Annotated in this window: 9 protein-coding genes; 7 read left to right on the top strand and 2 right to left on the bottom strand. The window is 70.2% G+C overall.

All coding sequences use genetic code 11. The features are described from left to right. Positions 1-11: 11 nt before the first annotated feature. Positions 12-1,025, bottom strand: a complete 1,014-nt coding sequence (locus tag ACIQPR_RS32970; RefSeq protein ID WP_403655707.1) for a hydroxyacid dehydrogenase — start codon at positions 1,023-1,025, stop codon at positions 12-14. A 372-nt stretch (positions 1,026-1,397) separates the two neighbouring features. On the opposite strand from ACIQPR_RS32970, the gene ACIQPR_RS32965 reads away from it, so the two are divergent. The 7 genes from ACIQPR_RS32965 to ACIQPR_RS32935 all read left to right on the top strand — a co-directional run bounded on the left by ACIQPR_RS32965 (position 1,398) and on the right by ACIQPR_RS32935 (position 11,674). Next, entirely contained in the window at positions 1,398-2,726 is a 1,329-nt protein-coding gene (locus tag ACIQPR_RS32965) for an ABC transporter substrate-binding protein (protein WP_403655705.1), read from the top strand. A gap of 82 nt (positions 2,727-2,808) precedes the next feature. Beyond that, positions 2,809-3,762 (top strand): carbohydrate ABC transporter permease, encoded by a 954-nt coding sequence (locus tag ACIQPR_RS32960; RefSeq protein ID WP_403655703.1) that lies wholly within the window; start codon positions 2,809-2,811, stop codon positions 3,760-3,762. Further along, positions 3,759-4,625: a carbohydrate ABC transporter permease gene (locus ACIQPR_RS32955; RefSeq protein WP_403655701.1), complete on the top strand. Its 867-nt coding sequence runs from the start codon at positions 3,759-3,761 to the stop codon at positions 4,623-4,625. The genes ACIQPR_RS32960 and ACIQPR_RS32955 overlap by 4 nt, the downstream gene beginning before the upstream one ends. Positions 4,626-4,635: 10 nt before the next feature. Continuing rightward, entirely contained in the window at positions 4,636-8,049 is a 3,414-nt protein-coding gene (locus ACIQPR_RS32950; protein ID WP_403655699.1) for a Tat pathway signal sequence domain protein, read from the top strand. 39 nt (positions 8,050-8,088) lie between these two features. After that, positions 8,089-9,252, top strand: coding sequence for an alginate lyase family protein (locus ACIQPR_RS32945; protein ID WP_403655697.1), 1,164 nt, complete (start codon positions 8,089-8,091; stop codon positions 9,250-9,252). 20 nt (positions 9,253-9,272) lie between these two features. Continuing rightward, a complete protein-coding gene (locus ACIQPR_RS32940; RefSeq protein ID WP_403656458.1) occupies positions 9,273-10,880 on the top strand; it encodes a glycoside hydrolase family 43 protein in 1,608 nt (535 codons plus the stop codon). Next, on the top strand, positions 10,877-11,674 hold the full coding sequence (locus tag ACIQPR_RS32935) for an alpha/beta fold hydrolase (protein ID WP_403655695.1): 798 nt from the start codon (positions 10,877-10,879) through the stop codon (positions 11,672-11,674). Before ACIQPR_RS32940 ends, ACIQPR_RS32935 begins: the two co-directional genes overlap by 4 nt. Positions 11,675-11,723: 49 nt before the next feature. On the opposite strand, the gene ACIQPR_RS32930 is transcribed toward ACIQPR_RS32935, so the two are convergent. Further along, on the bottom strand, positions 11,724-13,817 hold the full coding sequence (locus tag ACIQPR_RS32930) for an NAD-binding lipoprotein (RefSeq protein WP_403655693.1): 2,094 nt from the start codon (positions 13,815-13,817) through the stop codon (positions 11,724-11,726). Positions 13,818-13,821: the final 4 nt, after the last annotated feature.

Raw genomic sequence — 13,821 nt, 5'->3', positions numbered from 1 at the left:
ATGGGAAGTGGTCAGGCGCTGATGGCGAGTTGGGCCCGGTGCACCGGGTGCGCGGGCGGGCGGCCGGTGCTGATGCGTTCCAGTTCCTGTACGACGGTCTCGCCGAGACGGGTGAGTTCGTTGCCCAGGGAGCCGGCGATGTGCGGGGTGAGGAAGACGTTGGGCAGGCTGTAGAGCGGGGAGCCGGCGGGCAGCGGCTCCGGGTCGGTGACGTCCAGGACCGCGCTGAGCCGCCCGGCGACCAGTTCCTCGGTGAGCGCGGTGTGGTCGATCAGGGCGCCCCGCGAGGTGTTGATCAGTACGCCGCCGTCGGGGATCAGCGCCAGTCGCGCGCGGCTGAGCATTCCCTGCGTCTGCGGTATGTCGGGGGCGTGCACGCTGACGATGTCGCTGGTGCGCAGCAGTTCGTCCAACGGGAGGGAGACGGCGCCGAGTTCCCGCGCCTCGGCCGCGTCGACGTAGGGGTCGAAGAGGCTCACCGACAGGTCGAACGGCCGCAGCAGCTCAAGGACCCGTCGGCCCACGCGGGAGGCGCCGATCAGTCCGACGCGGCGGCCTACGTTGCCCACCGTCGCGTACTCCGTCGGCGCGGGATAGACCTGCTCGGTGCGGAAGCGCTCGCGCAGTCCGAAGGCGTTCTTTCCGGAGAGCAGGATCGCGGCGAGCGTGTACTCCGCGACGGGCAGGGCGTTCGCCCGCACCGCGCTGGACAGGGTGATGCCCCGCTCCCAGAACGGCTCGCCGACCATGTGCCGGACGCTTCCGGCCGCGTGCAGCACGGTCCGCAGCCGTGGCGCCGCCTCCAGTGCCTGCGGGCCGATGTGGGGGCAGCCCCAGCCCGTGATGAGCACCTCGGCCCGGCTCAGGGCCGCCGCTGCCGCCGGGTCGGCGAAGTCCTGGACGACGAGCCCGGGATCGATCCGCACCAGCCGGCGGAGCCGGTCCATCAGCGGCGCGGGGAAGAGTTCGCGCAGGTGGACGGGGTTCATGACGAAGAGCGCGTGAGGCGATGCTGATGCCGACATGGTGATGCTCCTGCTCGGGCTCATGGGGGGCGAGCGAGACGCCGCAAGGTTAGTAAACGTATTCCAAGCTAGAAGCCGTCCCGGCGCCGGTCAATGCTTCACCACGGAGTGAACCGAGCGGCCGTGCGCGCGAGCCTGCGCCGAAATCACCGAACTGTGCAGGTAGAACGGGTCGAGAGGTAACGTTCTTGAAAGTTCGGCGAAACAATCCGGCGCCTCCCCCTTGTGGATCCGCCCGTTTCGGCCGTACGGTCCACGACAAACGATTACTGCTCCTGATGAGCAGTGCCGGTTTCACTCCCCTTTGCACCACACGACCGCGCCGCCTTCCCGACACCGCCGGCGCCGTCTCGTTCCCCTCGTGGAGGACCGATGTCCCACTTCCGCATCCGCAGCAGAGCCGTCGCCCCGGTGGCCGCCGTGGCGTCCCTGTCCCTGCTCCTGGCCGCCTGCTCGGACGGCAGCGGTTCCGAGGCCGCACCGAAGACGAAGGGCAAGGTCACCCTGGAGTTCTGGAGCTGGACCGACGGCATCGAGACCCAGACCAAGGTGTGGAACAAGGAGCACCCCGACACGCAGATCAAGTTCGTGAACGCGGCGGGCGACACCGTCTACCAGAAGCTGCGGGCCGCGGTGAACGCGGGCACCGCCCCGTGTCTGGCGAAGATGGACGGGATGAACCTGGCGAGCTTCGCCGCGGACGGCCTGCTCACCGACATCACGAAGACCGCCGCCCCCTACAAGGCGGCCTACACCACGGCCGCCTGGAACGCGGTCAGTCCCGGCGGCACCACCTTCGGCATCCCCACCGGCTCCTCACCCTTGTTCACGGCCTACCGCGCGGACCTCTTCCAGAAGTACGGCATCCAGGCGCCGAAGACCTGGGACGACCTGATCGCGGCCGGCGAGAAGGTCCAGAAGCAGGACAAGAACGTCAAGATCTTCAACATGGCAGGTGAGGACCCGAGCACGCTCGTCGACCTCTCCTGGTCCGCCGGCGCCCAGTGGTACAAGGCCGACGGCGACCACTGGGTCATCGACTTCACCTCGCCCGACGCGCTCAAGGCCGGCGATGTCGTCCAGCGGCTGGTCGACGACAACCTCGCTTCCAACGCCTCCTACGCCGACCCCGGCGTCTTCAAGACCTGGGACCTCGGCAAGACCATCGCGATGACCACCTCCACCTGGCAGTTGCCGATCTACGACACCAACTTCCCGAAGTCCAGGGGCGAGTGGCAGCTCGCCGACGCGCCGCTCTTCGACACCGCGAAGCCGCAGACGTCCAGCAACTTCGACACCACCGCCGTCCTCAAGGGCTGCAAGTACCCCGACCGCGCGGCCCAGTTCGCCGCCTGGCTCTCCAGCAGCAAGGAGTCCCTGACCGCGCTGACCGACCCGAAGTCCAAGTCGGGCCTCTTCCCCGCCGTCAAGGACGTCTCCCCCTACGTCGACAAGATCATCCCCACCGAGATGTTCAACGGCAGGTCCGACAGCGCGAACGTCATCACCACCGCCGCCTCCCGGGTCGGCGAGCAGTGGCAGTACGGCCCCGACTACGCCGCGATGTACTCCGAGATGCAGAAGCAGTGGGGCAAGGTCATGAAGAAGCAACTCACCGTCAAGGCCATGCTCACGCATCTCCAGCAGTGGACCCTCGACGACCTCAAGGGCAAGGGCATCAAGGCCGTCGCCGGCAGCTGACCCCAGGTCACCGCCTCCCCTCCTCGCACCGCACACCGGCCCGGCACCCGTGCCCGTCGGCGCACCTCATCTGGAGATATCCGTGTCCACCCAGACGCGACCGCCCAAGGTCGCCACCGACTCCCCCGTCCGGCGGTCCTCCCCCCGCCGGGCCGGGGGACGGGGGACCTACAAGGGAGTGCTGTTCACGCTGCCCTTCCTCGTGGGATTCCTGGTCACCTACGTGCTGCCGATCGGCTACGCGTTCGGCCAGAGCCTGTACAAGAAGAAGAGCAGCGGCCTCGGCTTCGGACCGACCCGCGTCGTCTACACCGGATTCGACAACTTCGCGTCGGTCCTGGGCAACCACGCCTTCTGGGCGAGCATGCTGCGCACCCTGCTGTTCGGCACGGTCCAGATCACGGTGATGCTGGGGATCTCCCTGCTGCTGGCACTGCTGCTCGACGGGGTCGCCGCGCGGGCGGTGCGCTTCTTCCGGGCCGCGCTGCTGATCCCGTACGTCGTGCCCGCCGTGGTGTCGACCGTCATGTGGCTGTTCCTCTACAGCCCCACGGGCAGCCCGCTGCTGGACCTGGCGCACCGGGCCGGTACCGACATCGACTTCTTCGGCGGCCTGAACACCTATCTCTCGCTGGGCAACCTGCTGACCTGGCAGGGGATCGGCTTCAACATGATCCTCATCTCCGCCTCGCTCCAGGCGCTGCCCCGTGAGCTGTACGAGGCGGCCCGGCTGGACGGGGCGAAGGAGTGGCGAATCGCCTGGTCGGTCAAGGTCCCGAACATCACCGGGATCCTGGTGCTGACCGGCATGTTCTCGCTGATCGGCCGACTCCAGCTGTTCACCGAGCCGCTGATGCTGCGGCAGATCGCGCCGGAGTCCATCAACACCGACTTCACGCCGATGATGGAGATCTTCGACCAGGCGTTCAAGGCCGGCAACTACCAGTACGCCGCCGCCGAATCGCTGGTGCTGGCCTGTGTCACCGGTGTCCTCGCCTTCGTTTTCCACCGCGTGACGAACAGGAAGATGTCATGAGCAGCCCTGCCTCCGGGGGCGGAGTCCGTCCCACCCGACGCGCCGTGGCCCTCACCACCGGTCTGCTGGTCCTCTTCCTGGTCTACTCGCTCGGCCCGACCTGGTTCCTGATCGTCTCCTCCACGAAGAACCAGAGCGACCTCTACTCCACCTTCGGTCTGTGGTTCTCCGGCAACCACCTCGGCGACAACCTCCAGCAGATCTGGACGTACCACGACGGTGTGTTCACCCGCTGGATCGGCAACTCGATCCTGTACTCCACGCTCGGCGCGGCCGGCTCGACGCTCATCTCGCTCGCCGCCGGATACGGGCTGTCGAAGTTCCAATTCCCGGGCCGGGGCGCCCTGTTCGCGGTCATCGTCGGCGCGTCCCTGCTGCCCAGCACCCTGCTGGCCTTCCCGCTCTACCTCGTCTTCGCCAAGATCGGCCTCACCAACACCATCTGGTCGATCCTGATTCCCTACTTCATCAACCCCTTCGGGGTCTACCTCGGCAAGGTCTACGCCGACAGCTCCGTACCCACCGAGCTGATGGAGGCGGCCCGTATCGACGGCGCCTCCGAGCTGCGGATCTTCTGGTCGGTCGCGCTGAAGCTCATGCGGACCGGCGGCATCACCATCTTCATGCTCGACTTCATCGGGATCTGGAACAACTTCTTCCTCCCCCTGTTCATGCTGAACGGCGAGCGCAGCTTCCCGGTCACCCTGGGCCTCTACTCATGGCTCCAACAGGCGCAGACCGCCCGCGACATGAACACGCTCGTCCTCACCGGATCCCTCCTTTCGATCGTCCCGCTCGCCGTGTTCATGTTCGCGCTCCAGAAGTACTGGCGCAGCGGAATCCTCATGGGCAGCCTCAAGTAAAGGACCATCCGTGCCCAACGCACCCAGACGACGTGACGTCCTCAAGTACGCCGGAACCACCTCTGCCGCAGCGGCCGGCTTCGGCCTGCTGAGCACCCGGCCCGCCCTCGCCGCACCCGCCGCCGCACCCGCGACCGCGACCGCGGTGTGCAAGCCCCTGGACGTGGTGGTCTTCGGCAACACCTCCTCCGAGTCCGCGCACCACCTCACCGCCACCCTCTCCGACACGGTCACCGGAGGTCTCGGCCAGCGGGCCCGGATCCTCAACCCGACGCAGCCGGCGACCTATTGGGGCGGCACGCTCAAGTTCGACGTCGCCGTCAGCCCGACCGACACCACCTACGTGACCGTCCGCCTGTGGGGCGACGACTACGACCCGACCTCCCAGCAGTCGGCGTCCGGCACGAACATGTGGCGCCTCCAGCTGTTCTGCGACGGCCTTCAGGTCGGCTACCAGGACGAGGGCGCCGTGGACAGCCTCGACATCCTCGACACGGCACCGCGCACCCCGGGCCGTTTCTTCTTCCACACCCTTCCGCTGCCCGAGCGGCTCACCCGGGGCAAGAAGAAGGTGACGCTGGAGATCCGCTCGATGGGCCGCATCTGGTCCTACGGCCAGAACGCCGACCAGCTCTACTACAAGATGACGACGTCCTCGCGCGGCATCTACCGCCTCTACACGCACACCGAGCCCTGCTTCGTCCCGCCCAAGGGCGAGGCGCAGGGACCGGCTCCCAGCCCCAAGGTGCGCACGGTCGAGGGTCCCGAGGCCCTGGACGCCGTCCGCAAGCGGGTCGACAAGGACCAGGCGTACTACCTGAGCGGTGCCAGCCCGGCCGGCATGGACGCCTGGGCCTTCCAGTCCCTCGCCGAGGGCTACCTCTGGTCCGGCAGCCCGGCGTACCAGAACCCCGTCGCGCTGGACCGGGTGCTGCGGGCGCTCGACGGCCGCTACATGGCCTGGAAGAACGACGCGACCGTGCTGACCGGCTCCGACCAGCAGTGGCAGGGCTTCGGCCGGGTCGGTCTGGTCCTCGCGCTCCTCTGGGAGCATCTGGGCGACCGGCTGGACCAGAAGGTGACCGGCTCGCCGTACGAGATAGCCAACCCCGGCTTCGAGGAGGGCGGCGACACGCCGGAGGGCTGGCAGGTGCCGGGCTGGGGCAGGACCGCCGACGCCAATTGGTCCCGGGACACCACCGTCGCCCGCTCCGGCTCCGCCTCCCTCAAGGTGACGGCGACTGCGTCCAACGGCTTCATCACGGTGTACTCCTCCCCCAAGACCCGTATAGGCAAAGGTACTTACACCTACGGCGCGTGGATCAGGACCGACGGCGTCACCGGGGACGGCGCCCACATCGACCCCCTCTTCTTCGACGCGAGCGGCAACCTCGTCGGCAGCGACCACCGCAAGTTCGCGACGACCGGCACCCACGACTGGCAGTACGTCTCCATCGACCTCGACACGCCGGACGGCGCCACCCAGTTGGAGATGCATCTGCGGCTGTCGGGGCCCGGCACGGCCTGGTTCGACTCCGTCGACCTGATCCGGCCCACCGAGCTGCGCAACCCCGGCTTCGAACTGGGCGAGGGCACACCGGCGGGCTGGGCCGTGCCCGGCTGGGGCAGGACCGCCGACGCCTCCTGGGCGCGCGACACGACCGTCGCCCGCTCCGGCTCCGCCTCCCTCAAGGTGACGGCGACCGCGTCCAACGGCTTCATCACCGCCTACAACACGGCGAAGTTCCAGGTCGGCGAGGGCACGTACACCTACAGCGCCTGGATCAGGACCGACGGCGTCACCGGGGACGGCGCCCACATCGACCCCCTCTTCTTCGACGCGAGCGGCAACCTCGTCGGCAGCGACCACCGCAAGTTCGCGACGACGGGCACCCACGACTGGGAACAGGTGTCGATCGACCTGGCGACCCCGTCCGGGGCGACCCAGGTCGAGTTCCATCTACGGCTGTCCGGTCCGGGCACGGCCTGGTTCGACGACCTGGTGGTCACCGCCCCGGCCGGCACCGGCACGGTGGAGCAGCCGGTCCGACGCGCCGCGTACACCGACATGCTCACGTCCAGCCGCGACTACTGGCGTCGGCACTTCCCGCACTACACCAACCAGTCGCAGATCTGCGCCATCGGCATCTACCAGGCCAACCGCGGCCTCGGTCTGCTCGACCCGGCCCTCGCGCTGTCCGAGGACAAGGCCCGCGGCTATCTGTACCAGTCGCTCGGCATGACGCCCTATCTCGGTCCCGAGGACGCGGACGGCAACCCGACCAAGCCGCTCGGCGAGAGCTACTACCAGGTGACGAAGGCTGGCCTGACCCGCGAGCTCGGCTATGTCGGCAGCTACGGCGAGGTGATCGACTGGCTCGTCATGATGTACGAGTCCGTCACCCGCGGCTATCAGGGCCAGGACGCGCCCGAACTGCGCAAGCAGATGGTCGACATCATCAAGGCGCGCGGCCGGTTCCGCGTCGTCGACGTCGACGAGACCGGCGCCCGGGTCGCCCGCATCGAGACGGTCATCGGCTGGCGCAACGAGGTCTACCCGGGCGAGATCGCGTACGCGTCCCGCACCGTCTGGGACTCCCACCCGGTCATGTCGGCCGTCGTGTTCAAGGATCCCGACATCGTCGGCTGGACCCAGGAGATGATGAACGACGGCCAGTTCTACCGGCAGTTGGACCTGCTCATCAACCACACCTGGACCCGCGTCGGGCTCGCCGCGCTGCGTCTGGTCTCCCGCGACTGGGACGCCTTCCAGGCGCTGCCCAGCCGTCCGGGCCGCATCCCCACGGACTGGGACAGGCCCGACTTCGTCTTCACCGACGAGGACAACGGCTGCATAGCCGTCAAGAACGGCCGCGAACTCCTCTTCGCCTCCCTGTACTGGCGGGCCCGCCAGGGCGTCAACGACTACGCCCGCATCCACCACGTGACCCCCGTCGACCAGCGGTCCGCGACCGTCCGCCAGCACTCCGCCGGCACCACCGACGACACGTTCACCGTCCGCGACTGGATCCTGTGGGACTACGCCATCAACGACCCCGCGGCCGGCGGCCTCCCGCCGGGCGGCTTCCCGCCCCCCGGTGACACCCTCCACCAGGCGCTGGCCGGAGACGTGTACCACCTCGCCCCCATCCCGGCGGACGTGCCCGACCCCGCCATCGGCGTCCACTTCGAGGGCGTGGAGACCATGCTCGTGGGCCGCGCGCCGTTCTATCTGTGCGAGTACGGCGACTACCTCATCGCCATGAACACCAGCACCGACAAGACCTTCACCCTTCCCGCGCGCCCCGCCTTCGGCCCGGCCCGCGACCTCGCCACCGGCAGGAACGTCGGCGCCGGACAGCGCCCCAAGGTCGGCCCGCACAGCACCCTCGTGCTCCACCGGGGCTCCCGCCACGACGGCTGACGCAGGCACACTCAACGACGAGTGAGACGAGAAGACCGCATGACCGAGCCGCACTTCCCCGTCCGTCCCACGTCCGGGACGCCCGCCCCCACCCGCCGCCGGTTCCTGAAGATCACCGCCGTCGGCACCGCCGCAGCCGCCACCGGGCTGGTCCTCGCCCCCGAGGCCGACGCCCTCACCTCCTTCATCCACCCCGGAGTGCTGCACAAGCTCTCCGACATCCAGCGGATGAAGACCCGGATCGCCGCCGGCACCGAGCCCTGGCTCAGCGGCTGGAACGTCTTCAGGGCCGACCAGTACTCGCAGTCGACGTACACCATGCTCGGCCCGTTCGCCTCGGTCGACCGGGGCTCCACCGAGCTGTACAACTGGGAGTTCTGGAACGACTGCAACGCCGCCTACCAGAACGCCCTGATGTGGAACCTCACCGGTACCACCGCCCACGCGACCAAGGCCCTCCAGATCATCAAGGCCTGGTCGTCGACCCTCACCTCGATCACCGGCAAGGACGCCCAACTCGCGGCCTCGATCTACGGGTTCAAGCTCGCCGCCGCCGCGGAACTCATGCGGTACACCGCGCCCTCCGGGACCTGGTCGGCGACGGAGATCACCCGGACCGAGAACCTCTTCAAGAACGTCTTCGTCCCTCTCGTCAACACCTTCGGTGACGCCGGCTGGGGCACCAACTGCGTCAAGGCGATGATGGCCATGGGGGTGTTCTGCAACGACACCTCCGTCTACAACGCGGCCGTCGACGCCTTCTATCTGCACGACTGCTGCAAGATCAGCCGGGTGATCGGCGACACCGGGCAGTGCGTGGACAGCGGACGCGACCAGGCCCACACCCAGCTCATCCTCGGCAGCATGGCCGAGGCCTGCGAGATCGCCTGGGTGCAGGGCCAGGACCTCTACTCCGCCTCGTCCAACCGGCTGCTCGCGGGGTACGAGTACACGGCGAAGTACAACCTCGGCAACGACGTCCCGTACGCCGTCTGGGGCTCCTGCCAGGCCACCTACAACGCGATCTCCACCGTCGAGCGCGGCAATCTGCGCCCGATCTACGAGCTGGCCTTCAACCACTACGTCAAGCGCCGCAGCCTGCCCACGCCCTGGACCTATGCCGCCGTCGAGCGACTCCAGCCGGAGGGCGCGGCGTTCCAGTGCGACCACGTGGGCTTCGGCACCCTGTTGTTCACCCTCTGACCGGAGCATCCGTGACCCCGCTGATCCAGAACCCCGTCCTGCGCGGCTTCGAACCCGACCCGGTGATCCTGCGCGTCGGTGCCGACTTCTACCTCGCCACCTCCACCTTCGAATGGTGTCCGGGTGTCCGGATCCACCACTCCCGGGACCTGGTGAACTGGCGGCCGTTGGGCGGGGTCCTGGACAGCACACGCCTGCTCGACCTGACCGGCGTCCCGGACTCCGGCGGGATCTGGGCGCCCGGACTGTCGTACGCCGACGGCCTGTTCCACCTCGTCTTCACCGTCGTGGACACCTACGCGGAGGGCTGGAAGGACCTCCCCAACTACGTCACCACAGCCCCGTCGATCGAGGGCCCGTGGTCGGACCCGGTCCCGCTGCACGGCCGCGGTTTCGACGTGTCCCTCTTCCACGACGACAGCACGGACGGCGACGGGCGCAGCTGGCTGCTGAACATGCGCTTCGACTGGCGGCCGGGCCACGAGTCCTTCGCCGGGATCGAACTCCAGGAGTACGACCGCGACAAGCGGGCACTGCGCGGCGAGCCACGGACGATCTCGGTCGGCACCGCCGCCGGAGTCGCCGAGGGCCCGCACCTCTACCGCCGGGACGGCTGGTACTACCTGGTCCACGCGGAGGGCGGCACCGGCTACGAGCACGGCGCGGCCGTCGCCCGCTCCCGCGACCTGTTCGGCCCGTACGAACCCGACCCGGCCGGGCCCCTGCTCACCTCCCGGCACGATCCGACGCTGGAACTCCAGAAGGCCGGTCACTGCTCCCTCGTCGAGACACCGGCGGGCGAGTGGTACTCGGCCCACATCGTCGCCCGCCCCCACACCGAGCGGGGCCGGTGCGTGCTCGGGCGGGAGACCGCACTGCAACCGGTGACGTGGACCGAGGAGGGCTGGCCCCGGATCACCGGAGCCGTCCCCGCCGTCACGGTCCCGGCGCCCGCCCTCCCACCGGTACCCGCGCCCCAACCACCGCCCGCCACCGACCACTTCGACTCACCCGCCCTGGGCCCCGACTGGTCCACCCTGCGCCGGCCGGCCGGCCCGGACTGGATCGAACCGGTACCCGGCGGACTGCGTGTCCGCGGCGGCCAGTCACCGGCCGGCCGCCGCGCCCCCAGCCTGCTGGCCCGGCGGGTGACCGCCCGCCGCTGCTCCTTCCGCACCAGCCTCACCTTCGCGCCCCGTTCCCCCGACCACCTGGCCGGACTCACGGCGTACTACAACACCCGCAACTGGCACTACCTCCACGTGACGGCCCAGGACGACGGCTCCCCCGTCCTGCGGACACTCAGCTGCGAAGCCGGGCGCCTCACCGCCCACCTGCCCGAAGTACCTCTGCTCCCCGGACGCCCGGTGGTCCTGCACGCCGACCTCGACCTGCCCGTCCTGCGCTTCTCCTACGACACCGGCGAGGGAATGCGCGCGCTGCCGCTCGAACTCGACGCCACCGTGCTGTCCGACGAGCACGCCGACGAATTCCACGACGGCCAACTACGGGTCCTCGGCTTCACCGGCGCGATGCTGGGACTGTGGGCGCAGGACCTCGACGGCGCGGGCGTGCACGCGGACTTCGCCTACGCCACCTACCTCACGGCCCCGGACGGCGACGCATGACCGACCACACCCCCGACCGTGTCCGCCTCTTCACCACCGTCCTCGGTCCCGAGGACGGGTCGCCGCTGCTCCTGGTGCACGGCTGGGGCGGAGACGGCCGCGAATGGTCCCCGCACGCCGAGGCCCTCGCCGACCGGTTCCGGGTCCTCGTCCCCGACCTGCGCGGGCACGGCCGCTCCGAGGTACCCGGCCAGGGGAACACCCCGGTCGAGATGGCCGACGACCTCGCCGCGCTGCTCGCCCGCACGGCCACCGGACCGGCGACCGTCGTGGGCCACTCGATGGGCGGCCAGGTCGTCAACCTGCTCGCCGTACGGCACCCGGCCCTCGTCCGCTCCGTCATCGCGCTCGACCCGGCGCACGGCGCGCACGGCGAGGAGGTGGCGGGGATCCCGGAGCGGCTGGCACGGTACCGCGCCCACGGCGCCCGCGCGGCGGCCGACTTCATCGCCGGCGCCTTCTCGCCGAGCGCCCCCGTGGGCCTTCGTACGGCGCACATCCGCACCATGCTCGGCACGCCCGACCACGTCGTCGCCGAGGCCTACGCCGGCATGTACACCGACCCGGACGCGGTGGGCGTCCGCCCCCGCAGCGAGGCGTATCTGCGGCAGCGGACCCGGCGCGCGCTGACGGTATGGACCTCGGCCGAGGCCGCCGCATGGGAACGCGGCACGCTGCACGTGCCGGGCTCCCGGGTCGACCACTGGCCCGACACCGGCCACTACCTGCACGAAGAACACCCCGAACGCACGGTCCGCCTCATCCGGGACTGGACGGCGACTACGGCTCCGTGACGGCGTCGATGACCGCGACCGTCCACACGGCACACGACCCGCGGGCGGCTCAGGGCGCGATGTCGGCCGCCCCGGGCACGGCCGGTGGCGAGTCCCCCTGCCGGGGTACGACGCCCTGTTCCCCGTGTCCGGTGCGGGTACCGGGGACGGTGAGCTGTGGGGGGTGTACGGGTTCGGCGCGGCCCGGCGTCAGGACCAGGATCTCGTCCTCCGCGTGCCACACCCGCCGTTCGGACTTGCCGGGGCACAGACGGACCGGCTCGTGGGGGCGGGGCGCGCGCGGATCGTGCGCGCGGTAGCCGATCGCGCACTCGCCGACGCGCAGCGCCGCCGCTACGACCGTGGCGAAGGAGGCCGCACGGCCGGGCCGGACGTACCGGTCGGCCGGGTGTAGCGCGAGGGCGCCGCCGCGTACGGCGAAGATCTCCTCGAACACGGCGGCGAGTTCGGGGGTGTGCACGATCTGGGCCATCAGCAGGGCGGTGAGTTCGCCCCGCACGATGACGTCCCCGGCGGGTCCGAGCGGGGCGATCGTCCGGCTGCGGTGGTCGCGCATCTCGGCCACGACAGGCAGCACCCCGGACGTCTCCTCCTCCCACGACCGCAGGTTCAGGATCGTCAACAGCGTGCGGTCGTCGGCCCGTTCGGGATCTCCGCCCTCCTGTCGGTCCGCGCCGAGGGCGATGACACCGTCGTAGGCGCGGAGGTCGAGGCCGGTGAGGGTCTCCGGTGCGCTCGGGTCGCCGGGGTGGTGGGTGAGCCGCAGGGGCGCGGAGTCCGTGCGGGGCTCGACGCGGGGTGGTTCGAGGCCGGTGACCAGGTCGAGCGTGGCGCCCGGTCGGGCGGTGCGGCGGAGAGTGTCGACGATCAGCGGGGCGCGCCTGTTCCAGCCCAACAGCAGCAGCCGCGAGGGGTGTTCGGGCGGCGGGCCGGCCGGGGCGAGGGCCGTGGGGTCGACCGGTGCGCGGTGGGCACCGAAGGGGGTGGGACCGTCGTCGTGGGCGACGGTCACCAGCCGGTCCCCCGCCTCCAGCACGGTCCCGCGCGGCGGAGTGAGCACGGGCCGGCCGTCGGCCCGCAGGAACCCCACGGCGCAGGACGTCTCCAGCCGCAGCGCGGCCTGCTCGAAGGACAGTCCCGCCGCCTGCGGGACGTCGGCGATGTGGAACTCGGCCCCGGAGAAGTCCAGGAGGTCGCGCAGCACCGCGGACATCCCGGGATGACGCGCCGACTGGACGAGCAGTCGCGCGGTGGTCTGGTCGGTGCCGAGCACGGTGCCGCGCGGTCCGGCGGCGAGCCGCGCGGCCTGGAGTCGCCGTCCGTCGTGCACGGCGGCCACCACCCGCGGCCCGCCTCGCGGACCGAGCACGGTCCGCAGCGCCAGCAGGGTCCGTACGACGGTCAGATCGCCGTCGGTGTCCTCGGCGGGCAGCACCACCACCGCGCGTGCGGCACCCGGGCTCACCAGGGCAAGCGCGCCGGGGTCGGAGGGCACTCCGGTGCGGCACTCCAGTCGGACGCCGGCGGTGACGCCCAGGACGGACGTGAGCGCCGTCTCCATCGCTTGCGGATCCCGGTCCGCGAGGACGGTGATCACCGGCCGGGTGCCCGTGGAGCGGGCGGCGATCAACTCGCCGACCACGGTGAAGACCTGGTCGGACCAGCCGAGCACCACGGTGTGCCCGCGCTCCACGACCCGCGAGCGGCCCCGCCGAAGTTCCGCGAGGCGGTCGCCCAGCCCCGTGGTGACGACGCCGACGACCGTCGACACGCACAACAGGGCGATCAGACCGAGCAGTACCGACAGCAGCATCCGCAGCGGCGCACCCGTCGCCACGCCCAGCCTCAGGGTCTCCGCACTGGTACGCCACACCTGCACCAGCCGCCCCGACAGCGAGCGCGGCGCGTTCGGGTCGGTCCACACCAACAGGGTGCTGACCGGCACGACGACCGCCAGGCAGCACACGGCGACCCACCCGAGCAATGCTCCCGTGCTGCGCGCGAGTGTCCTGTCGAACAGATACCGCGTGCGGTGGCGTAACGGAACCCGCTCGTGCCGCCGTCCCACATCGACTCCCTGTTGTCCGTCCGCCTCCGACACCCGAAGCGTGCCGGGATCGACGTTCGCGACACGCCGTTCCATCAGG

The sequence above is a fragment of the Streptomyces sp. NPDC091280 genome (assembly GCF_044768565.1).
Classification (GTDB): domain Bacteria; phylum Actinomycetota; class Actinomycetes; order Streptomycetales; family Streptomycetaceae; genus Streptomyces.
This window is presented reverse-complemented; position numbering and strand designations above follow the sequence as displayed.

Excerpts from the sequence above, each read along its gene's own strand:
- ACIQPR_RS32970 (WP_403655707.1), bottom strand. The coding sequence starts at position 1,025 with ATGTCGGCATCAGCATCGCCTCACGCGCTCTTCGTCATGAACCCCGTC.
- ACIQPR_RS32965 (WP_403655705.1), top strand. The coding sequence starts at position 1,398 with ATGTCCCACTTCCGCATCCGCAGCAGAGCCGTCGCCCCGGTGGCCGCC.
- ACIQPR_RS32955 (WP_403655701.1), top strand. The coding sequence starts at position 3,759 with ATGAGCAGCCCTGCCTCCGGGGGCGGAGTCCGTCCCACCCGACGCGCC.
- ACIQPR_RS32945 (WP_403655697.1), top strand. The coding sequence starts at position 8,089 with ATGACCGAGCCGCACTTCCCCGTCCGTCCCACGTCCGGGACGCCCGCC.
- ACIQPR_RS32935 (WP_403655695.1), top strand. The coding sequence starts at position 10,877 with ATGACCGACCACACCCCCGACCGTGTCCGCCTCTTCACCACCGTCCTC.
- ACIQPR_RS32930 (WP_403655693.1), bottom strand. The coding sequence starts at position 13,817 with ATGGAACGGCGTGTCGCGAACGTCGATCCCGGCACGCTTCGGGTGTCG.